Here is a 21,826-nt window from a genome sequence, read left to right on the forward strand (position 1 = left end):
CCGTTCACGCGTGTGACGTTCCCCACGCGGTCCGGGGTCGACAGCCGATCCGACGTGTGCTGGGTACCCCCTCCAAGGGGCCGCGAGCGTGCCCTTGTGTCCCGATTGATGGAACGCTGCACCAAAGCTTCCACTGTCGGGCCTTCGGTCTGTCCACGCCCGGTTCCGCAGCGTGATGGGTGCTCAACTCCGGTGGCTGCGAACCCTCCTGCCGGCCCCGACTAATCTCGTCGCGAGAACATCGCCCCACCCCCGTGATCCGCTGCGCCACCCCTGCATGCCGGATACACGGAGTCGACAGCTCTGGAGAAACTCGAGCATGAACCGCAAGACTTTGGTGCTGCCGGCCGTGATCGGCCTGCTCGCGCCGGTGCTCGCCGCCTGCGGCGGGTCCGACGGCGGGAGCGGCGACAGCGGCGCGATCGTCGTCGGCACCACGGACCGGTTCACCGCCTCGAAGGACGCCCCCGCGCCCCTCGACCCCGCCTACGCCTACGACGTCGGCACCTGGAACATCCTGCGCCAGACCGTGCAGACCCTGATGATCCAGCCGCGCGGCGAGGGCGAGCCCGTACCGGAGGCCGCCGAGCGGTGCGGCTTCACCGACACCGGCAACGAGCGCTACGCCTGCACCCTCCGCGACGGCCTGACGTTCGCCGACGGCAACGCTGTCACGGCGGCCGATGTGAAGTACTCCATCGACCGCGCCCGCTCCCTCAAGGCCGACAGCGGTGTGTTCGCACTGCTGTCCACCATCGACACCGTCGAGACACAAGGCGACCGCGAGGTCATCTTCCACCTCAAGACCGCCGACGCGACCTTCCCGTACAAGCTGTCGACCCCGGTCGCCGGCATCGTCGAGCCCGACGAGTACCCGAAGAACAAGCTGCGCGACGGCTTCGACCTGGAAGGCTCCGGCCCCTACACCTTCAAGGCCGACGTCGAGAACGGCGAACTGGTCAAGGCCGAGTTCACCGAGAACCCCGACTACAAGGGGACCCTCAAGGTGAACAACGACAAGGTCGACATGGTCTCCTTCAAGGACGCCGACGCCATGGGCGAGGCCCTGGACAAGGGCGACATCGACCTGATGACCCGTGCCATGTCGCCGGACCAGATCCGCAAGCTCTCGGGGGACGCGGACACCGACGTCGACCTCGTCGAGATGCCCGGCCTCGAGATCCGCTACCTGGGCTTCAACACCGACGCCCCGACGGTGAAGTCCAAGGCCGTGCGCCAGGCGATGGCCCAGGTCGTCAACCGCAGCGCACTGATCTCCAAGGTCTACGGCTCCCAGGCCGAGCCGCTGTACTCGCTGGTCCCGGCCAGCGTCACCGGCCACTCCAACTCGTTCTTCAACAAGTACGGCGAGCCCAGCGTCACCAAGGCCCGTTCCCTGCTCGAGCAGGCGAACATCACCACGCCCGTGAAGCTGACGCTGCACTACACCACCGACCACTACGGCCCGGCGACCAAGAAGGAGTTCGAGGTCCTGCGCGAGCAGCTCAACTCCAGCGGCCTGTTCGACGTCGGCATCAAGGGCACCCCCTGGGACACGTTCCGCCCGGCCGAGAAGAAGGGCGAGTACGACGTCTACGGCATGGGCTGGTTCCCGGACTTCCCGGACGCCGACAACTTCCTCGCGCCGTTCCTCGACGCGGACAACACCCTCGGCTCGCCGTACGACAACCGGCAGATCCGCAACACCCTGATCCCGGAATCCCGCCGTGAAGCGGACCGGCTGTCCGCCTCCACCAGCCTGACGGACATTCAGGACATCGTCGCCGGCGACGTGCCGGTGCTGCCGCTGTGGCAGGGCAAGCAGTACGTCGCCGCACGCGACGACGTCACGGGTACCGCCTACGCGCTCAACTCCGCCTCGACGCTCCAGCTGTGGGAGCTCGGGCGGGGCGTGAGCGGCTGACGGACCCACAGGATCCCCGGGGCCTGTGACCGCGGCCCCCGGGGAGCCGTGCCCCGGAGCCGGGGACAGGCTCCGGGAGTTCTCGAGAACCGACGACAAGGCACACACGTGAAGATACGCAACCAGTGGCCGGTCCTGCCCATCGTGGCGGGCCTCGCCTCCGGACTGCTGACCGGCTGCGGCACGGAGAGCGGAGACTCCGCGGGGGACGGCTCCAACGTGGTGGTGGGGATGTCCGACGACGTCCTGGCCACGGACCCGGCCTCCGGCTACGACCCCGGCTCCTGGCTGTTGTTCAACAACGTCTTCCAGTCCCTGCTCAGCTTCCCCAAGGGCGCCACGGAACCGCAGCCGGAGGCCGCCGAGAGCTGCGCGTTCACCGACACGCAGACCACGGTCTACAAGTGCACGCTGAAGGACGGCCTCAAGTTCAGCAACGGTGACGAGCTCACCTCCGAGGACGTCAAGTTCTCCTTCGACCGCATGCTGAAGATCAACGACCCCGACGGGCCCGCGATCATGTTCCCCATGCTCGACAAGGTCGAGACCCCGGACGCGAAGACGGTCGTCTTCCGCCTCAACACCGCCGACGCCACCTTCCCGAGCAAGATCGCCTCCGGTGCCGGCTCCATCGTCGACCACGGCCAGTACGACGCGGACGGGCTCCGCAAGGACGGCAAGGCGATCGGCTCCGGCCCCTACCAGCTCGACTCGTTCGACGACGGCCAGGCAGTCTTCTCCGTCAACGAGAACTACAAGGGCACCGCCAAGGTGAACAACACCGGCGTGACGCTCAAGTTCTTCGACGGCGACCAGACGGCCCTGAAGCAGGCCATCCAGAACGGAGACGTCGACATCGCCTACCGCGGTCTCACCGCGGGCGACATCGCCGACACCGAGAAGGCCGACGACGGCACCGGCGTCGAGGTCGTCGAGGGCAGCAGCGCCGAAGTCCAGCACCTGGTGTTCAACATGGACGACCCGGTCGCCGGAAAGCTCGGCGTCCGCAAGGCCATCGCCCACCTGCTCGACCGCGAAGCCCTCATCAAGAACGTCTACCAGGGCACCGCCACCCCGCTGTACTCGATCATCCCGGCCGGCATCGCGGGCCACAACACGGCCTTCTTCGACACCTACGGCGCCCGCCCGTCCAGGGCGAAGGCCCAGGCCGCGCTCCGCAAGGACGGCATCACCGGCAAGGTGAAGCTCACACTCTGGTCGACCCCGTCCCGCTACGGCCCCGCGACCGACCAGGAGCTGAACGCCATCGCCGGCCAGCTCAACGCCAGCGGCCTGTTCGACGCCGACGTCAAGTCCGTCCCCTTCGGCCGGTACGAGAAGGACATCGCCGCCGGCAAGTACGGCGTCTACGTGAAGGGCTGGGTGCCGGACTACCCCGACGCCGACAACTTCACGGCCCCCTTCTTCGGCAAGGGCAACGTGCTGAGCAACAACTACGACAACGGCACGATCACCGGTTCGCTCATCCCGCGCACCGCCGCACTGACCAACCGGGCCGCCACGGACAAGGAGTTCGGCGAGCTGCAGGACATCGTCGCCGACGAACTCCCCGTCCTGCCGGTGTGGCAGGCCAAGCAGTACGCGGTCGTCCGCGACGGCGTCTACGGCCTGGAGTACTGCCTCGACGCGTCGACGGTCTTCCGCTTCTGGGAGCTCAGCAAGGACGCCTGACGCACCGAAGTGAAGAAGGGCGCCTCCCGCACGGCGGGGGGCGCCCTCTCACATACCGGCTCGCTGCCGCTACTGCGCCCCGGGGCGCACCAGCCCGCTCTCGTACGCGTACACCGCCGCCTGGACGCGGTCGCGCAGGCCCAGCTTGGTCAGCACATGCCCGACGTGCGTCTTGACGGTGGTCTCGCTGACGAACAGGTCGGCGGCGATCTCCGCGTTGGACAGCCCGCGCGCCACCAGCTTCAGCACCTCGACCTCGCGGTCGGTGAGCGTGTGCAGCGTGTCCGGCACCGGCTCGTCCCCCGACGGCAGATGCGTGGCGTACTTGTCGAGCAGCCGGCGCGTGATGCTCGGCGCGAGCATGGCCTCACCGGCCGCCACGACCCGGATGGCCTGCACCAGCTCGTTGGCGGGCGCGTCCTTCAGCAGGAACCCGCTGGCGCCGGCGCGCAGCGCCTCCACCACGTACTCGTCGAGGTCGAAGGTCGTCAGCACCAGCACCTTCGCCGGGCCGTCCCGCCCCGGCCCGGTGATCTGCCGGGTCGCCTCCACTCCGTCCATCCGCGGCATACGGATGTCCATCAGAACCACATCGGGCTGTAGCGCACGCACCTGGTCGAGTGCCTGCAGTCCGTCACCGGCCTCCCCGACGACCGCGATGTCCTGCTCGGCCTCCAGGATCATCCGGAAGCCGGTACGGAGCAGCGGCTGGTCGTCGACCAGTAGGACGCGGATGGCCACGTAAGTCTCCTTCGCTCGTCCGGCCCCATTCTGCCCTGCGCGGGCCCGCCCGACTCAGCCGCCCTCACCCGGCGCCGCCCGCACCGGCAGGGGATACGGCGGGGGAGTACCGCCGAACTCCGGGCAGTGCGCCTGGTGGTCGCACCAGCCGCACAGCTTCGTGGGACGGGGCCGCCAGTCGCCCGTCTCGGTGGCCAGCCGGATCGCCTCCCACAGCGCCAGCAGCTTGCGCTCGACCCGCTCCAGATCGGCCAGGACCGGGTCGTACGTCAGCACCTGGCCGCTGCCGAGATAGACCAGCTGAAGCCGCCGGGGGATCACGTTCTTCAGCCGCCACACCACCAGGGCGTAGAACTTCATCTGGAACAGGGCGCCCTCGGAATACTCCGGCCGGGGCGCCTTCCCCGTCTTGTAGTCGACGATCCGCACCTCGCCCGTGGGCGCCACGTCGACCCGGTCGATGATGCCGCGCAGCCGCAGCCCGGACTCCAGCTCGGTCTCGACGAACAGCTCCCGCTCGGCCGGCTCCAGACGGCTCGGATCCTCCAGGCTGAACCAGCGCTCGACGAGCTGCTCCGCCTCGCCCAGCCAGCGCGCCAGCCGCTCGCCCTGCGGATCATCGGCGAACAGCTCCACGACCTCCGGCCGCGTCTCGCGCAGCCGGTCCCACTGGCCGGGGATCAGCGACTTCGCCCGGGGCGGCGTACGCTCGGCGGCCGGGGCGTCGAAGAGCCGCTCCAGCACCGCGTGCACCAGCGTGCCCCTGGTCGCCGCCTCGCTCGGCTTCTCCGGCAGCCGGTCGATGACCCGGAAGCGGTAGAGCAGCGGGCACTGCATGAAGTCACTCGCACGTGAGGGGGACAGCGAGGCGGGCGCTATGGCGGTGGTCCCGGTCACGAGGTCGCTCACGGCGGCGGTCTCGGCCGCCGCCTCCGCCACCGTCTGCGCGTCCGCCGCCGTCTCCACTGCCGTCTCCGCGGGTCCGGCCGGGACCGGCGGTGCTTCCGCCGCGGTCCGGCTGCTGTCGGGCCGCGCCGCGCCCTCGGTGCTCGTCTCCATGCTCCAGACCATACGGCCCGCCACTGACAGTGACCCAGCCGTGTTCCGTGGGGGAAGCCGGGAGAGGAGGTCGACGTACGGGAAACACAGGGGTGCCGGGGCGGAACGCACCGCGACGGACGCATACCATCGACTCGAGACCTCCCGTCCGGCAGGCGCGGGAAACGCTTCGATCGAGGGGACACCGGTGGACGAGAGCGGCGGGCGCGGGCGGCCGCGGTCCGACAACGACGAGTCGGCCGAGCGCCACGCGGGGCCTGCGGACCGGGCCGCCGAGCCGACCCCCGCCGACGAACACCCCACGGACGAGCGCCCCTTCACCCCTGAACAGCCCACCCCGGGACCGGGACCGACCCGTCCGGCCACGCCCGCCGACACCCCGGCGACCCCTGCTGACGCCATGAGGGACGAATCGGCGGCGGACCGTCCGACGCGGAGTGACGAAACCCCCACCGGCCCCGTCGAGCCCGGCGCGAGCCGTCCGCCGGCCGGTGACTCTCCCGGCCGCGCCACCGCCGAGGACCCGCACACGACACCGGCCGGCCCCGACCCCGACGTACCGCGGACGGCACCCGCTCCCGCCGACCGCGGCGACGGCGACACACCGGAGGGCGACACCCACCCCGACCGCGCCTACGCCAGCGGCCCGCACTCCGCACCCGTCGCCGGCCGGCCCGAGACGGACCGCCTGCACAAGGCACACACACCCGCCCCGGCCTCCGATGACCAAAACCGCGCGCAACAGCCCCCGGCCCCCGGCGACCGCCACCTCGCCCACTCCGCCGACGGCAAAGGCCCCGCCCCCCAGCGGCCGGAGCCCCGGGGTGGGCTCCTCATGGGCCGGCCCTTCGGCGTGCCGGTGTACGTCGCGCCGAGCTGGTTCCTCGTCGCCGCCCTGATCACCTGGGTGTTCGGCGGCCAGCTGGAGCGCGTACTGCCCGAACTCGGCGCGGCCCGCTACCTGGTCTCCCTCTTCTTCGCGGTCGCCTTCTACGCCTCCGTACTCGTCCACGAACTGGCACACACCGTCGCCGCCCTCCGCTTCAAGCTCCCGGTCCGCCGCATCCAGCTCCAGTTCTTCGGCGGTGTCTCCGAGATCGAGAAGGAGGCCGAGACTCCCGGCCGGGAGTTCGTGCTGGCCTTCGTCGGGCCCCTGCTCTCCCTCGTCCTCGCCGGCATCTTCTACGCCGCCGTGCAGACCGTGGAACCCGGCACCGTTCCGGGCGTCCTGCTCGCCGGCCTGATGATCTCCAACCTCATCGTGGCCGCGTTCAACCTCCTGCCCGGCCTGCCCCTCGACGGCGGCCGCATGCTCCGCGCCGTCGTCTGGAAAATCACCGGCAAACCCATGAAGGGCACCATCGCCGCCGCCTGGGTCGGCCGCGTCCTCGCCATCTCCGTACTCATCGGACTGCCGCTGCTCACCCAGTCCGGCGCCCTCGGCACCGACGCCGTCGACAACGTCGGCATGGACACCGTCCTCGACGCCCTGCTCGCCGCCATCCTCGCCGCGATCATCTGGACCGGCGCCGGCAACAGCCTGCGCATGGCCCGCCTGCGCGAACACCTCCCCGAGCTGCGTGCCCGCGCCCTCACTCGCCGCGCGGTCCCCGTCGAGTCGGACACCCCGCTCTCGGAAGCCCTGCGCCGCGCCAACGCCGCCGGAGCCCGCGCCCTGGTCGTCGTCGACCCCGACGGCAAGCCCCTCTCCCTCGTCCGCGAGGCCGCCATCGTCGGCGTACCCGAGCACCGCCGCCCCTGGGTCGCCGTCAGCGGCCTCGCCCAGGACCTCACCGACGGCATGCGGGTCTCGGCGGAGCTGTCGGGCGAGGAGTTGCTGGACGCCCTGCGCGCCACCCCGGCCACCGAATACCTCGTGGTGGAGGAAACCGGCGAGATCTACGGCGTCCTGTCCGCCGCCGACGTGGAGCGCGCCTTCGTGAAAGCGATGGCGAGGCCGTCCTGACCGCGAGACCGTCCTGGTGGTCGGTGGCCCTCTCCGGGGCCGGTAGGCTGGTCACATGTCCGAACCGACCGGTGCCGCCCGCAGGCGCGGGCCCTTCAAGGTCGGGGACCAGGTTCAGCTGACCGACCCCAAGGGCCGCCACTACACGTTCACGCTCGAGGCCGGGAAGAACTTCCACACCCACAAGGGTTCCTTCCCCCACGACGAGCTGATCGGCGCTCCCGAGGGCAGCGTTGTCCGCACCACGGGGAACGTCGCCTACCTCGCGCTGCGCCCCCTGCTCCCCGACTACGTCCTGTCCATGCCCCGCGGCGCCGCCGTGGTCTACCCCAAGGACGCGGGGCAGATCCTGGCCTTCGCCGACATCTTCCCCGGCGCACGCGTCGTCGAAGCGGGCGTCGGCTCCGGCTCGCTCAGCAGCTTCCTGCTGCGGGCCATCGGCGACCAGGGCATGCTGCACAGCTACGAGCGCCGCGCCGACTTCGCCGAGATCGCCCAGGCCAACGTCGAGCGCTACTTCGGCGGCCCGCACCCCGCCTGGCAGCTCACCGTCGGCGACCTCCAGGACAACCTGTCCGACGCCGACGTCGACCGCGTCATCCTCGACATGCTGGCCCCCTGGGAGTGCCTGGAGGCCGTCTCCAAGGCGCTCGTCCCCGGCGGCATCCTGTGCTGCTACGTGGCGACCACCACCCAGCTCGCCCGGACCGTCGAGTCCATCCGGGAGATCGGCTGCTTCAACGAGCCGAGCGCCTGGGAGTCGATGATCCGCAACTGGCACATCGAGGGCCTGGCCGTCCGCCCCGACCACCGGATGATCGGCCACACCGGCTTCCTGCTCACCGCCCGCCGCCTCGCCGACGGCGTCGAGCCGCCCATGCGCCGCCGCCGCCCCGCCAAGGGCGCCTACGGCGAGGACTACGCAGGTCCCAACGCCGACGGCGGCGCCGCCCGCTGAGGCGACCCGCCACCGCGCCCAACGCACCGGCGCCGTGGTGGAGTTCCCGCATCCGTACGGGAACTCCACCACGGCGCCTTTTCGTTGCCGCCCCGGTTGCCGCCCCGGGTGAACCCGCGCCCGACGCCCTTGACCCGCCACCCCGGCAGCGACGGCCCACGGCGCGGGGAGCAGGATCCGGGCCCGCACCGGACCGCTGACACAGCGGCAGGAACCGCAACCCTTCAGACTTCCCCGGCGCAGAACGTGCACACCCCGCCGTTCCCTCGCGGTGTGACGTGTGGCACCATGCTGGCCACCCCACCGGCACAGCCTCAGGAGACCCTCCTAGTGCAGTCTTCCGCCGTCCCGGAGCTCGCCCACACCCACACCCGTCCCATCCACTGGCTGGCCACCGCGACAGCCGTCGCCGGTGTCGTGGCCTTCTCCTCGGTCCTGCAGCCCGGCGCGGCGACGGCGGCCCAGCCTGCCGCCCCCGAGACCAAGAGCGCTCCGGCGCCCATGACTGCGCCCGACCCGGCCGCGGTGACGTTCCCGATCGAATGCGGCCCGGTGAAGGCCGTGGTGAAGAAGCGGGCTTCCGGAGACCTTGACGGCGACGGCCGGCCCGAGACGGTGGCCGTGGTCCACTGCGACTCCCCGATGGGGACGCCGCCGGACGGCGTGTACGTCCTCACGCGCGACGCCGACGGCGGCAAGCCGCGCGTCGTGGCCACCCTGGTCGACCCCAAGGACAGCACCACCGTCACCGACTTCGCCGTTCGGGACGGGGCCGTCACGGCCACGCTCCTCGGCTACTCGTCGGCCGACGTGCCGCGTTGCTGCCCCGACGAGAAGAGCGACGTGAAATGGCGTTGGCGCGGCGGCTCTTTCGTCCGCTCGACGCCGTCCGAAGCTCGCAGCGTGTGAGGCGTGTGCGACAGCGCGTGTGAGATATCAGACAGTCGTAACGGAACGTGGAGAAGTGGTCACTCCGCGTCCGGTCCGTAGACCTCGGCCTTGTCCGAAACACGTCGCACATGGATGCAGTCGCCCGGACACTCCTTCGCGGAGTCGATCACATCCGTGAGGAGCGGCAGCGGAACGGGCGTTGTCGCACCCTTGTCCTGAAGCAACTCGTCGTCGGCGCTCTTCACATAGGCCAGACCGTCGATGTCCAGCTCGAACACCTCCGGCGCGTACTGGGCACAGATGCCGTCGCCGGTACACAGGTCCTGGTCGATCCAGACCTCCAGCTCCCCGCCGTCGACCCCGGCCATCTGCTGCACGCTCATCTCTCCTGCCGTTTCTCCGCCGAGCCGTATCGGGAATCCGGCCAGCTCCGGCGGGTGTTGAACAGTTCGACCCTACCTCCGGCTGGGTTCCAATCATGTTCGCTGGGTATCCCCCTGGCGTGAGGGAGAGCGCAAGGGTGAAGATCGGACACACCCCGACCGTCTTTGTGATCTAGGGGTTTCAATCGACACCCGCCCAGGTAGGGTCTGGAAGCGTCCAGCTCCCCTTGGAGGAGGTGAGGACCGTGGCAGCCCACGACGACGACATGAACCGCGGCATCCGCCCGGGACGCGGGTCCGACGACCCGGCCGGGCAGATTGCCTACCTTGAGCAGGAGATCGCCGTCCTGCGACGTAAGCTCGCCGACTCTCCGCGACACACGAGGATTCTCGAAGAGCGGATCGTCGAGCTGCAGACCAATCTGGCCGGCGTGTCCGCGCAGAACGAGCGACTCGCCAACACGCTCCGCGAGGCCCGTGACCAGATCGTCGCCCTCAAGGAAGAAGTCGACCGGCTCGCGCAGCCGCCGGCCGGCTTCGGAGTCTTCCTGACGGCGAACGAGGACGGCACCGCCGACATCTTCACCGGCGGCCGCAAACTCAGGGTGAACGTCAGCCCCAGCGTCGAGCTCGAAGAGCTCCGGCGCGGCCAGGAAGTAATGCTCAACGAAGCGCTCAACGTGGTCGAGGCCATGGAATACGAGCGCGTCGGTGACATCGTCACCCTCAAGGAGATCCTCGAGGACGGCGAGCGGGCCCTCGTGCTCGGTCACACCGACGAGGAGCGAGTGGTACGGCTCGCCGAGCCGCTGCTGGACGTGAACATCCGGCCCGGTGACGCCCTGCTGCTCGAACCCCGCTCGGGCTACGTCTACGAGATCGTCCCGAAGAGCGAGGTCGAGGAACTCGTCCTCGAAGAGGTCCCCGACATCGGCTACGAGCAGATCGGTGGTCTCGGCGGCCAGATCGAGGCCATCCGGGACGCCGTCGAGCTCCCCTACCTCTACCCCGACCTGTTCAAGGAGCACGAACTGCGGCCGCCGAAGGGCGTCCTGCTGTACGGGCCCCCCGGATGCGGCAAGACGCTCATCGCCAAGGCCGTGGCCAACTCGCTGGCCAAGAAGGTCGCCGAGGTGACCGGCCAGGCCGCCGGCAAGAGCTTCTTCCTCAACATCAAGGGCCCCGAGCTCCTGAACAAGTACGTCGGTGAGACGGAGCGGCAGATCCGCCTCGTCTTCCAGCGGGCCCGTGAGAAGGCCAGCGAGGGAACCCCCGTCATCGTCTTCTTCGACGAGATGGAATCCCTCTTCCGCACCCGTGGCTCCGGAGTCAGCTCGGACGTGGAGAACACCATCGTCCCGCAGCTGCTCGCCGAGATCGACGGTGTGGAGGGCCTGCAGAACGTGGTCGTGATCGGCGCCTCCAACCGTGAGGACATGATCGACCCCGCCATCCTGCGGCCCGGCCGGCTCGACGTGAAGATCAAGATCGAGCGTCCGGACGCCGAGGCGGCCAAGGACATCTTCGGCAAGTACCTCACGGAGCGCCTCCCGCTGCACGGCGACGACCTCGCCGAGCACAGCGGCTCCAAGGCCACCACGGTCCAGAGCATGATCCAGACAGCTGTCGAACACATGTACACCGAGTCCGAGGAGAACCGCTTCCTGGAGGTCACCTACGCAAACGGTGACAAGGAAGTCCTCTACTTCAAGGACTTCAACTCCGGCGCCATGATCGAGAACATCGTCGGCCGCGCCAAGAAGATGGCGATCAAGGACTTCCTCGAGAAGAACCAGAAGGGCCTCCGCGTCTCCCACCTCCTCCAGGCCTGCGTGGACGAGTTCAAGGAGAACGAGGACCTGCCGAACACCACCAACCCGGACGACTGGGCCCGTATCTCCGGAAAGAAGGGCGAACGGATCGTGTACATCCGTACGCTCATCACCGGAAAGCAGGGTGCGGACACCGGACGCTCCATCGACACGGTGGCGAACACCGGTCAGTACCTGTAAAAGACAGGGCGGCTGCGGGTGCCCTCGGCGGGTACCCGCAGCCGACTGTTTTTCAGGCCACGCCTGGAGCAACGCAATGACGCAAATGATCTCCCCACCAGCGCAAAGGCGTTCTAGGCTCTTGCGTACCGCCAAGTCGCGCAGTGCGGGGACGGGCACCGCACACGCAACCGAGCGCCAGCGGTATCTGAGTGGCGCCCACGACCGAGGGTGCCGCCGGGCAAGGAGGGCCGCATGACCGTACGGCGAGTAATGGGCATCGAGACGGAGTACGGGATCTCCGTCCCCGGCCACCCCAACGCCAATGCCATGCTCACCTCGTCCCAGATCGTGAACGCCTACGCGGCGGCGATGCACCGGGCCCGCCGGGCCCGCTGGGACTTCGAGGAGGAGAACCCGCTGCGGGACGCGCGAGGCTTCGACCTCGCCCGCGAGTCCGCCGACTCCAGCCAGCTCACCGATGAGGACATCGGCCTGGCCAACGTGATCCTCACCAACGGTGCACGGCTCTACGTCGACCACGCACACCCCGAGTACAGCTCCCCCGAGGTGACCAATCCCCGGGACGCCGTCCTCTGGGACAAGGCCGGCGAGCGGATCATGGCGGAGGCCGCGGAGCGGGCCGCACAGCTGCCCGGTGCCCAGCCGATCCACCTCTACAAGAACAACACCGACAACAAGGGCGCGTCCTACGGCACGCACGAGAATTACCTGATGAAGCGGGAGACCCCCTTCTCGGACATCGTGCGCCATCTGACGCCGTTCTTCGTCTCCCGCCAGGTCTTCACCGGAGCCGGCCGCGTCGGCATCGGCCAGGACGGGCACGAACATGGCTTCCAGCTCAGCCAGCGGGCCGACTACTTCGAGGTCGAGGTCGGCCTCGAGACGACGCTCAAGCGCCCGATCATCAACACTCGCGACGAGCCGCACGCGGACGCCGAGAAGTACCGGCGCCTGCACGTGATCATCGGCGACGCGAACCTGTCGGAGATCTCGACCTATCTCAAGCTGGGCACGACCTCGCTGGTGCTGTCGATGATCGAGGACGGTTTCATCGCCGTCGACCTGGCCGTCGACCAGCCCGTCCGCACGCTCCACCAGGTCTCGCACGACCCGTCCCTGAAGCGCCTGGTCACGCTCCGCAGCGGCCGTACGCTCACGGCGGTCCAGTTGCAGATGGAGTACTACGAGCTGGCGCGCAAGTACGTGGAGGAGCGGTTCGGGGCCGACGCCGACGACCAGACCAAGGACGTCCTGTCCCGCTGGGAGGACACCCTCACCCGTCTGGAGCACGACCCGATGAGCCTGGCCGGGGAGCTGGACTGGGTCGCCAAGCGGGAGCTGATGGAGGGCTACCGGCGCCGGGACAACCTCGACTGGGACGCGGCGCGACTGCACCTGGTCGACCTCCAGTACGCGGACGTACGGCCCGAGAAGGGCCTGTACAACCGTCTGGTGGCCCGCGGGCGCATGAAGCGGCTGCTGACCGACGCGGACGTGGAGCAGGCCCGTACGGTGCCGCCGGAGGACACCAGGGCGTACTTCCGCGGCCGCTGCCTTGAGCAGTACGCGGACGACGTCGCGGCGGCCTCCTGGGACTCGGTGATCTTCGATCTGCCGGGCCGGGATTCGCTGCAGCGGGTCCCAACCCTGGAACCGCTTCGCGGAACGCGTAATCACGTCAAGGAGCTCCTGGACCGCTGCCGCACCGCGGAAGACCTGGTCAGGGTCCTGTCGGGCGGGTGAACGCGTTGAGCGGGTACTCGTCGGGAACCGGCCGGACAGGGTGGAAAAGCCCTGGTCCGGGAATCATCGAGGTGGCCCCCGTACGTTGGAGCAACTGCGGGGCCATTGTCAGACCCGGCGAGTAGGGTCTGATCTTGACCGAGCAACTGTGTCGGGCGAACCGAGCGGGGTGAGGGATATGGCGACCAAGGACACCGGCGGCGGACAGCAGAAGGCCACCCGGTCCACCGAGGAGGTCGAGGAGCAGGCGGCGGAGACGCAGGCTTCCGAGGACCTCAAGGAGCGTCAGGAGAAGCTGAGCGACGACGTGGACTCGGTCCTCGACGAAATCGATGATGTACTCGAGGAAAACGCAGAGGATTTCGTTCGAAGCTTCGTGCAAAAAGGCGGACAGTGAAGGCGAATGGTGCTCTCTAGCCTTTGATCTGAAGGTGGCGGGGGATGGAAGCGGCCAGCGAGCCGAACGCGAAACAGTGCAGGAAGTGTCAGCGGTATCTGCCTCCTTCTGCATTTGCCCGTGACAAGAATCGGCGTGACGGCCTCCAGGTGCACTGTCGGGAGTGCGTGGCGAAGTACAGCGCCGCGCACTACCGGCGTCGCCGGGAGGCCGTGGGGAAACCGGTCCGGGAGCGGGTCGACGTTCCGGCTGGATACAAGCTCTGTCGGACGTGTGGCGAGATCAAGCCTCACAGCGAGTGGCACCGCAACGCGACGGCCTCCGACGGGCTGTCAACGCGCTGCAAGGCATGCCGGGCGGTGCAGGGTCGGAAGGGGCATCTGAAGCGCCAATACGGCATCACGGAAGCCGAACGCGACGGTCTGATCGCCTCTCAAGGAGGCGTGTGCTGTATTTGTCTGTCAGCCGTGCCCGAGCATGTGGATCACTGCCACAAGACGGGTAGGGTCCGAGGCGTACTGTGCTTCAGCTGCAACGCCGCACTGGGGCAGTTCAAGGATCGGCCCGATGCCATAAGGCGGGCTGCCGCTTATGTGGAAGGAATCGCGTGGAAGCCAACACTCGTAGCACCGGGCGTCTACCAGCTGCCTTCCTGACGCCAGGGTCCTCCTCCTTCATGGACTTCCTGTCCGAGCACCAGCCGGAGATCCTGCCCGGCAACCGGCAACTGCCCCCCACCCAGGGCGTGATCGAGGCGCCGCACGGGACCACGATCGTGGCCGTGACGTTCCCCGGTGGTGTGGTCCTCGCCGGTGACCGGCGGGCCACCATGGGCAACGTCATCGCGCAGCGGGACATCGAGAAGGTCTTCCCGGCCGACGAGTACTCGGCGGTGGGCATCGCCGGCACGGCGGGCCTGGCCGTGGAGATGGTGAAGCTGTTCCAGCTGGAGCTGGAGCACTTCGAGAAGGTCGAGGGCGCGCAGCTGTCCCTCGAGGGCAAGGCGAACCGGCTGTCGACGATGATCCGCTCCAACCTCGGCATGGCCATGCAGGGCCTGGCCGTGGTGCCGCTGTTCGCCGGGTACGACGTGGACCGCGGCAAGGGCCGGATCTTCTCCTACGACGTCACCGGCGGCCGCTCCGAGGAGCACAACTACGCGGCCACCGGCTCCGGGTCGATCTTCGCTCGCGGTGCGATGAAGAAGCTCTTCCGGGACGACCTCAGCGAGGCCGAGGCCACCACACTGGTGATCCAGGCGCTCTACGACGCGGCAGACGACGACTCGGCGACCGGTGGTCCCGATGTCGCCCGCCGGATCTATCCCATCGTCACCGTGATCACCGACGACGGCTTCCGTCGGCTCACCGAGAACGAGGCGTCCGAGATCGCGCGCTCGATTCTCGAGCGGCGGCTGGAGCAGCCCGACGGGCCGCGGGCCGCGCTGCTGTAGCGGCGATCGTCTTCGTGAGGGTGGTCCAGTGAACCGACGGAATCTTCCAGAGAGGGACGGATAACCGGTGTCGACGCCGTTCTATGTCTCACCCCAGCAGGCCATGGCCGACCGGGCGGAGTACGCCCGGAAGGGCATCGCCCGTGGTCGCAGCCTGGTCGTGCTGCAGTTTGCCGACGGCATCGTGTTCGTCGGCGAGAACCCGTCCCGTGCGCTGCACAAGTTCAGCGAGATCTACGACCGGATCGGCTTCGCGGCCGCCGGCAAGTACAACGAGTACGAGAACCTGCGGATCGGCGGTGTGCGCTACGCCGACCTGCGGGGTTACACCTACGACCGTGACGATGTGACGGCCCGGGGTCTGGCGAACGTGTACGCGCAGACGCTGGGCACGATCTTCTCCAGCGCGGCCGAGAAGCCGTACGAGGTGGAGCTGGTCGTCGCCGAGGTCGGGGAGACGCCCGAGGGTGATCAGATCTACCGGCTGCCGCACGACGGTTCCATCGTGGACGAGCACGGCTCGGTCGCGGTGGGCGGCAACGCGGAGCAGATCAGCAGCTATCTGGACCAGCGTCACCGGGAGGGCATGACGTTGGCGGAGGCGCTGAAGCTGGCGGTGCAGGCGCTGTCCCGTGACACCAACGGCAGTGAGCGGGAGATCCCCGCGGAGCGGCTCGAGGTGGCGGTGCTGGACCGGACCCGGCCGCAGAAGCGCAAGTTCAAGCGGATCAGTGGGCGGCAGTTGTCGCGTCTGCTCGGTGCGGGTGCCGCCGGCGGTGATGAGGAGGAGGCGTCGGAGGACGCCGAGTAGTTCTGACGTGGTGTGACGCGCTCCGGCCGGTGGTTCGTGGCCGGGGCGCGTCCGCTGTGTCTGGCGCCGGTGGGGGTGCGGGTGCTTCGCCTTCGCGTGGGGTGTGGGTCGGGGCCGCGTCGGGGGGTGTCCGTCCTCGGAACGGCGCGATGGGGTCGGATACCGACTAACCGTCCGTTGACGCGCCAACCGCTGCGGGCGGACACCCCCGACACGGCCCCTTGCGTACGACGGCGGGTGCGGGCCGCCCTCGCTGCGGGCATGCGTGCCGCTGGGGGCGGCACCCGTCCCAAGGAGAGCGGCACCCCGTTCCGCCGGGCTGCGGACCCACCTGGCCTCAGCACCGACGCAGCGGCACCACTCGACGCCGGGCTGCGGACCCACCCGGCCCCCGCGGCAATGGCCCCCACAGTCAACGAGGTGGGGCCGTGGAGCTTCGTACCATCAGCTGTACCGGGATGTCCCCGCTCTCGGGGGCGCGGTCCTCCAGGACGGCCAGGAGGGCCCGCATGCCGTGCTCGCCGAAGAGCTCGGCGTTCAGCTGGACTGTCGTCAGTTCCGGGTCCATGGCCGTCGCGAGGGCTAGGTCGTCGACGCCTGTGACCGACAGGTCGTCCGGGATGCGCAGGCCCAGACGTCGGGCTGCCTTGTACGTGCCGGCCGCGAGCTGGTCGTCGTCGCAGATCACGGCGGTGGGGCGAGCGCCGGGAGCCGCGAGCGCCGCTTCGGCGGCAGCCACCGCTCCCTCGATGGAGATCGGGGAGCGGGCCGTGCGGACGGACGTGCCCGGTACCTTCGCCAGTCTCGCCGCCAGTTCCCGGGCGCGTACCTCGAAGGTCCAGGAGGGGACGTCCGCTGCCAGATGGAGGAAGCGGCGGTGGCCCAGGGACAGCAGGTGTTCCGTGGCCTGGCGAATGCCGTCGGCGATGTCCAGGTTCACCGTCGCCGCGCCGAGGCTCCCGGCCGGGTCGCTGTCCAGCATCACCAGGGGGAGTGCCTCGCCGCGGATGGCGGTGAGTGCGTCCGCGGCCATGGAGGAGGCGATGACGCCGTCCAGGGCGGCCTGCGCGGAGGCGAAGGGGTCGCGGGCGGGGCCGATGCCCTCGGGGGAGGGGTAGAGGACCACGCCGAAGCCGTGTTCGGCCGCGACGCGGGCGGCGCCGGTGTAAACGCCGGCGAAGAACTCCGTGGTGAGGGCGGGGACGACCAGGAGGACGGTGCGGGTGCGGCCCAGGCGCAGGTTGCGGGCGGCCAGGTTGGGGCGGTAGCCCAGGTCGCGGGCGGCCTCGCGGACGCGCTCGGCGGTCGCCTCCGAGACGCGGCCGCGCCATTTGTCGCCGAGGACCAGGGACACGGCTGCCTGAGAGACGCCGGCGGCCTGGGCGACGTCCCGGCTCGTGGGGCGGGTGCTGCCTCGTGCCACCGTCGGCCTGCTCCTTCGTCTGGACTCGTGAACAGCGGACATGGTACGTATGGAAACCGACGTTATACGTACAACCCAAGGCGGGACGGCGGGGACATGGCCACGGGGTACCTGGAGATCCTTCGGGCGCGGCACGCCGCCCGGCTGCTCGTCGGCACGCTGGTGGGCCGGCTGCCCAATGCCACGGCCGCCATCGCGATCGTGCTGTTCGTCCGGGCGGAGGGCGGCACGTACACCCTTGCGGGGGCGCTGGCGGCCGTCTACGGCGTCGCCAACGCCGTCGGGCAGCCCGTGCTGGGCAGGATCGTGGATCTGCGCGGCCAGCCGCGTGTGCAGCTGCCGGCGGCCGTCCTCTCCGCGCTCGCGATGGCCCTGTTCGCCTTCTGGGGCATCGGGTCACTGCCGCTCGCCTACGCGGCCGTCGCCGGAGCCGGGCTCTTCACGCCGCCGCTGGAAGGCGGACTGCGGGCGCTGTGGCCCTCCGTGCTGCGCCGGGAGGACCAGGTGCACACGGCGTACGCCATGGACGCCGTGGCCCAGGAGGTGATGTTCACCGTCGGGCCGCTGCTCGTGACGCTGTGCACGTCCCTGTGGTCGGCCCAGGCCGCGCTGCTCGTGCTGAACGTGATCGGTGTGCTGGGGGCGCTGTCCGTCGTCGTGTCGCCGCCCTCGCGTGCCTGGCGGTCCGCGCCGCGGGAGGCGCACTGGCTCGGTGCGCTGCGCTCGGCGGGATTGCTCGCGCTGCTGGCGGCGTTCCTGTTCATCGGGATGGCGCTCGGATCCATCACGGTCGCCTCGGTGCCCTACGCGGACGCCCACGGCGGTGACGCCGTGTACGGCTGGCTGATGGCGGCCCTGGGATTCGGTGCGCTGGTCGGTGGCACCCTCTACGGGGCCCGGCAGTGGGCCGGTGAGCCCGCGCGGCGACTGCGGGTGCTGGTGGCCCTTCTGGTGGTGTGTTACCTCCCGCTGATGCTCATGCCGGACGCCGTGCCCATGGTGGCGCTCACCGCGCTCGCCGGGGTCTTCCTCGCGCCCGCCATCGCCTGCGCGTTCGTCCTGGTCGACCGGCACGCGCCGCGGGGCACGGTCACCGAGGCGTTCTCCTGGCTGGTGACGACGTTCACCGTGGGCCACTCGGTCGGAACGGGCGTCGCCGGGCCCGTCGTCGAGGCGGGCGGGGCCCTGTGGGGCTTCGCCGTGCCGGCTGTCGCCGGTGGCGTGTCTCTGCTGGTTTTGACCGCCACAGGACGGGTAGTCGCAGCTCCCGGCCAGGGAGCGGTTGTTGCGGCCGGTTCGGAAAATGATCCAAACCGTGCCGTCGAACCCCGTTTCAGTTCAGGGGATCGGGCGTAATGTTCCCTCATGGACCGCCGCATTTTCGGGCTGGAGAACGAGTACGGCGTCACGTGCACGTTCAGGGGACAGCGCCGCCTGTCTCCTGACGAGGTGGCGCGGTACCTCTTCCGCCGTGTCGTGTCATGGGGCCGCAGCAGCAATGTCTTTCTGCGAAACGGCGCCCGCCTCTATCTCGACGTGGGATCGCATCCGGAATACGCGACACCGGAATGCGACAACGTGACCGAACTGGTCACCCACGACAAAGCAGGCGAGCGCATTCTCGAGGGACTCCTGGTGGACGCCGAACGACGCCTGCACGAGGAGGGAATCGCGGGCGACGTCTACCTCTTCAAGAACAACACCGACTCTGCGGGCAACTCCTACGGGTGCCACGAGAACTATCTGGTCGCCCGGCACGGAGAGTTCTCCCGACTCGCGGACATCCTCATTCCGTTCCTGGTCACCCGGCAACTGCTGTGCGGTGCCGGCAAGGTGCTGCAGACGCCGCGCGGTGCGGTGTACTGCGTCAGCCAGCGGGCCGAACACATCTGGGAGGGTGTCTCCTCGGCGACGACCCGCTCCCGGCCCATCATCAACACGCGTGACGAGCCGCACGCGGACGCCGAGCGCTACCGCCGCCTGCACGTCATCGTGGGCGACTCCAACATGTCCGAGACGACCATGCTGCTCAAGGTCGGTGCCACCGACCTGGTGCTGCGCATGATCGAGGCGGGCACGGTGATGCGGGACCTCACCCTGGAGAACCCGATCCGGGCGATCCGCGAGGTCAGCCACGACATCACCGGCCGTCGCAAGGTACGTCTGGCCAGCGGACGCGAGGCTTCCGCCCTGGAGGTGCAGCGCGAGTACTACGAGAAGGCCCTGGACTTCTGCGAGCGCCGGGGCATCCGCACCGGCACCGTCGAGCAGGTCCTGGAGCTGTGGGGCCGCACCCTGGACGCGATCGAGGCCGAGGACCTCGACCGTATCGGCACCGAGATCGACTGGGTCATGAAGTACAAGCTCATCGAGCGGTACCGCGCCAAGCACAACATGACCATGTCGCACCCGCGGGTCGCGCAGATAGACCTCGCCTACCACGACATCCACCGGCGTCGTGGTCTGTACTACCTGCTCGAGAAGAAGGGCCAGGCGGCCCGCATCTGCAACGACTTGAAGATCTTCGAGGGCAAGTCCGTTCCGCCGCAGACCACTCGGGCCCGGCTGCGCGGCGACTTCATCCGGCGGGCCCAGGAACAGCGCCGTGACTTCACGGTCGACTGGGTCCACCTCAAGCTGAACGACCAGGCTCAGCGGACCGTGCTGTGCAAGGACCCGTTCCGTTCCGTGGACGAGCGGGTGGAGAAGCTGATCGCCGGAATGTGAGCCTGAGCCGGCCTTCCGAATGCCGGTGCCCGGAGGTTTTCACACCTTCGGGCACCGGCCCTTTCCGGCCCGGCTCCGGCGTTCCGGGGGCGTCCCGGGTGAGGCCGTGTCGCGGGGTGAGGCGAGTGCGGAGCGTGTACGCCGTAGAGTGGCGGCCATTGCCCCCCACTCCCGATCCCAGTTGGACTGATGAACTACAACACGAAACGACTCGTGGCCGCGCTGCTGGCCGTTCCCGCCCTGTTGTTCACCGCCGCGTGCGGATCGGACGACGGGAACAACGGCGACGCGGCCGGAGGCGTCGCCGAGATCAAGGGGAAGGTCGGGGCGAAGCCCGAGATCTCCGTACCCAAGGAGGGCAAGCCGTCCGACGAGACCGTGGTCAAGACGGTCTCGGCGGGCAGCGGAACGCCGATCAAGGGCTCGGACTTCGTCCGGCTGGACTGGACCGTCGAGAAGTGGGGCGGGGACCAGGAGCTCGGCGGTACCTGGGCCGCGGGGGCGGCGGGTGACAAGGCGCCCCGGCGGCAGTCCATCGAGCAGATCGGCAAGCCGAGCCAGCAGCTGCCCGAGAAGGTCCTGGACGCGGTGAAGGGCAAGAAGCCCGGCAGCCGCATCCTGGTGCAGGGCACCGCGGGTGATCTGATCGGCCAGAGCCTGAACACGTCCTCCGGGATCGCCGCCAAGGACGTGCTGATCTGGGTGGTCGACCCGGTCGGGGCCGCGAGCGTGGACGTCAAGGCCGAGGCCGAGGGCGAGCAGGCGCCCTCCGAGCCGGGCATGCCCGAGGTGAAGTCCCCGTCGCAGAAGGCCGCGGTCATCACCGTGCCCAAGGGCGAGAAGGCTCCCAAGGAGCTCAAGGAGCAGGTGCTGATCAAGGGCGACGGCAAGAAGGTCGAGGCCGGCCAGGGACTCATCGCCCAGTACACCGGGGTCAAGTGGGAGGACGGCAAGAAGTTCGACTCCTCCTGGGACCACGGCGGCGCCACCGCCTTCCAGATCGGCAACGGCTCCGTGGTGGCAGGCTGGGACAAGGGCCTCGTCGGCAAGCACGTGGGCGACCGGGTGCTGCTGGTGATCCCGCCCTCGCTGGGCTACGGCGCGAGCCCCCAGAGCGAGCTGGCCAAGAACACACTGGTCTTCACGGTGGACATCCTCGGCACGGTCTGACCCGGCCGGTCTGTGAGACTGTCCCCGACGCAGGTCACGCAACAAGGAGAGATGAAGTGAGCATCGAAAAGCCCGAGATCGACTTCCCGGGCGGCGAGCCCCCGGCGGACCTCGAGATCAAGGACATCTGGGAGGGCGACGGCCCGGTCGCGCAGGCCGGCCAGACCGTCACCGTGCACTACGTGGGTGTCTCCTTCAGCACGGGCGAGGAGTTCGACGCCAGCTGGAACCGCGGCGCCCCGTTCCGCTTCCCGCTGGGCGGCGGCCGGGTCATCAAGGGCTGGGACCAGGGCGTGCAGGGCATGAAGGTCGGCGGCCGCCGCCAGCTGACCATCCCCGCGCACCTCGCCTACGGCAACCAGAGCCCGACCCCTCTGATCAAGCCCGGCGAGACGCTGATCTTCGTGGTCGACCTGCTCGGGGTCTGAGCAGGCTCCGACAGACTCGATCATGTGGGGCCCATGCCTGCTCGG

The 21,826-nt window shown here is 69.3% G+C and carries 19 protein-coding genes; 15 read left to right on the forward strand and 4 right to left on the reverse strand.

Going from position 1 to position 21,826, the window contains the following annotated elements; all coding sequences use genetic code 11:
* Nucleotides 1-319: 319 nt before the first annotated feature.
* Nucleotides 320-1,924: an ABC transporter substrate-binding protein gene (locus tag BJ965_RS31115; RefSeq protein ID WP_184913287.1), complete on the forward strand. Its 1,605-nt coding sequence runs from the start codon at nucleotides 320-322 to the stop codon at nucleotides 1,922-1,924.
* A gap of 108 nt (nucleotides 1,925-2,032) precedes the next feature.
* Nucleotides 2,033-3,616, forward strand: a complete 1,584-nt coding sequence (locus tag BJ965_RS31120) for an ABC transporter substrate-binding protein (protein WP_184913289.1) — start codon at nucleotides 2,033-2,035, stop codon at nucleotides 3,614-3,616.
* A 69-nt stretch (nucleotides 3,617-3,685) separates the two neighbouring features.
* Here the strand turns inward: BJ965_RS31120 and BJ965_RS31125 are convergent, their stop codons facing one another.
* The gene (locus tag BJ965_RS31125; protein ID WP_020141342.1) at nucleotides 3,686-4,357 is read right to left on the reverse strand and encodes a response regulator; all 672 of its coding nucleotides are present in this window, start codon (nucleotides 4,355-4,357) and stop codon (nucleotides 3,686-3,688) included.
* Between the two features lie 54 nt (nucleotides 4,358-4,411).
* Nucleotides 4,412-5,416 carry a RecB family exonuclease gene (locus BJ965_RS31130; protein WP_313667314.1) on the reverse strand — a complete coding sequence of 335 codons (1,005 nt, stop codon included), beginning with the start codon at nucleotides 5,414-5,416 and terminating at the stop codon, nucleotides 4,412-4,414.
* A gap of 187 nt (nucleotides 5,417-5,603) precedes the next feature.
* Here BJ965_RS31130 and BJ965_RS31135 point away from each other — a divergent pair, with 187 nt between their 5' ends.
* The 3 genes from BJ965_RS31135 to BJ965_RS31145 all read left to right on the forward strand — a co-directional run bounded on the left by BJ965_RS31135 (nucleotide 5,604) and on the right by BJ965_RS31145 (nucleotide 9,249).
* Complete coding sequence (locus BJ965_RS31135) at nucleotides 5,604-7,382, forward strand: site-2 protease family protein (RefSeq protein ID WP_184913293.1); 1,779 nt, start codon at nucleotides 5,604-5,606, stop codon at nucleotides 7,380-7,382.
* Nucleotides 7,383-7,437: 55 nt separating this feature from the next.
* Nucleotides 7,438-8,340 (forward strand): tRNA (adenine-N1)-methyltransferase, encoded by a 903-nt coding sequence (locus BJ965_RS31140; RefSeq protein ID WP_142164913.1) that lies wholly within the window; start codon nucleotides 7,438-7,440, stop codon nucleotides 8,338-8,340.
* 330 nt (nucleotides 8,341-8,670) lie between these two features.
* A complete protein-coding gene (locus tag BJ965_RS31145; protein WP_184913295.1) occupies nucleotides 8,671-9,249 on the forward strand; it encodes a hypothetical protein in 579 nt (192 codons plus the stop codon).
* Between the two features lie 59 nt (nucleotides 9,250-9,308).
* Here BJ965_RS31145 and BJ965_RS31150 read toward each other — a convergent pair whose 3' ends face one another.
* Nucleotides 9,309-9,614, reverse strand: a complete 306-nt coding sequence (locus BJ965_RS31150) for a ferredoxin (protein WP_184913297.1) — start codon at nucleotides 9,612-9,614, stop codon at nucleotides 9,309-9,311.
* Between the two features lie 245 nt (nucleotides 9,615-9,859).
* Between BJ965_RS31150 and arc the strand changes: the two genes are divergently transcribed.
* The 6 genes from arc (at nucleotide 9,860) to prcA (ending at nucleotide 16,033) form a co-directional block, all read left to right on the forward strand.
* Complete coding sequence (gene arc / locus BJ965_RS31155; RefSeq protein WP_104778650.1) at nucleotides 9,860-11,626, forward strand: proteasome ATPase; 1,767 nt, start codon at nucleotides 9,860-9,862, stop codon at nucleotides 11,624-11,626.
* 234 nt (nucleotides 11,627-11,860) lie between these two features.
* The gene (gene dop / locus BJ965_RS31160; RefSeq protein ID WP_376777952.1) at nucleotides 11,861-13,372 is read left to right on the forward strand and encodes a depupylase/deamidase Dop; all 1,512 of its coding nucleotides are present in this window, start codon (nucleotides 11,861-11,863) and stop codon (nucleotides 13,370-13,372) included.
* A gap of 178 nt (nucleotides 13,373-13,550) precedes the next feature.
* A complete protein-coding gene (locus tag BJ965_RS31165) occupies nucleotides 13,551-13,769 on the forward strand; it encodes a ubiquitin-like protein Pup (RefSeq protein WP_019757212.1) in 219 nt (72 codons plus the stop codon).
* Nucleotides 13,770-13,813: 44 nt separating this feature from the next.
* The gene (locus tag BJ965_RS31170) at nucleotides 13,814-14,425 is read left to right on the forward strand and encodes an endonuclease VII domain-containing protein (RefSeq protein WP_184913299.1); all 612 of its coding nucleotides are present in this window, start codon (nucleotides 13,814-13,816) and stop codon (nucleotides 14,423-14,425) included.
* A complete protein-coding gene (gene prcB, locus BJ965_RS31175) occupies nucleotides 14,377-15,222 on the forward strand; it encodes a proteasome subunit beta (RefSeq protein WP_184913302.1) in 846 nt (281 codons plus the stop codon). Before BJ965_RS31170 ends, prcB begins: the two co-directional genes overlap by 49 nt.
* A gap of 67 nt (nucleotides 15,223-15,289) precedes the next feature.
* Entirely contained in the window at nucleotides 15,290-16,033 is a 744-nt protein-coding gene (gene prcA / locus BJ965_RS31180) for a proteasome subunit alpha (protein WP_184913304.1), read from the forward strand.
* A 412-nt stretch (nucleotides 16,034-16,445) separates the two neighbouring features.
* Here the strand turns inward: prcA and BJ965_RS31185 are convergent, their stop codons facing one another.
* Nucleotides 16,446-17,498 (reverse strand): LacI family DNA-binding transcriptional regulator, encoded by a 1,053-nt coding sequence (locus BJ965_RS31185; protein WP_184913306.1) that lies wholly within the window; start codon nucleotides 17,496-17,498, stop codon nucleotides 16,446-16,448.
* 54 nt (nucleotides 17,499-17,552) lie between these two features.
* Here BJ965_RS31185 and BJ965_RS31190 point away from each other — a divergent pair, with 54 nt between their 5' ends.
* The 4 genes from BJ965_RS31190 to BJ965_RS31205 all read left to right on the forward strand — a co-directional run bounded on the left by BJ965_RS31190 (nucleotide 17,553) and on the right by BJ965_RS31205 (nucleotide 21,781).
* Complete coding sequence (locus BJ965_RS31190; RefSeq protein ID WP_184913308.1) at nucleotides 17,553-18,812, forward strand: MFS transporter; 1,260 nt, start codon at nucleotides 17,553-17,555, stop codon at nucleotides 18,810-18,812.
* A gap of 9 nt (nucleotides 18,813-18,821) precedes the next feature.
* The gene (gene pafA / locus BJ965_RS31195; protein WP_184913310.1) at nucleotides 18,822-20,183 is read left to right on the forward strand and encodes a Pup--protein ligase; all 1,362 of its coding nucleotides are present in this window, start codon (nucleotides 18,822-18,824) and stop codon (nucleotides 20,181-20,183) included.
* A gap of 189 nt (nucleotides 20,184-20,372) precedes the next feature.
* On the forward strand, nucleotides 20,373-21,353 hold the full coding sequence (locus BJ965_RS31200; protein WP_184913312.1) for an FKBP-type peptidyl-prolyl cis-trans isomerase: 981 nt from the start codon (nucleotides 20,373-20,375) through the stop codon (nucleotides 21,351-21,353).
* 56 nt (nucleotides 21,354-21,409) lie between these two features.
* The gene (locus BJ965_RS31205) at nucleotides 21,410-21,781 is read left to right on the forward strand and encodes an FKBP-type peptidyl-prolyl cis-trans isomerase (protein WP_184913314.1); all 372 of its coding nucleotides are present in this window, start codon (nucleotides 21,410-21,412) and stop codon (nucleotides 21,779-21,781) included.
* The last annotated feature ends 45 nt before the right edge of the window (nucleotides 21,782-21,826 follow it).

Source organism: Streptomyces luteogriseus (assembly GCF_014205055.1).
Classification (GTDB): Bacteria; Actinomycetota; Actinomycetes; order Streptomycetales; family Streptomycetaceae; genus Streptomyces; species Streptomyces luteogriseus.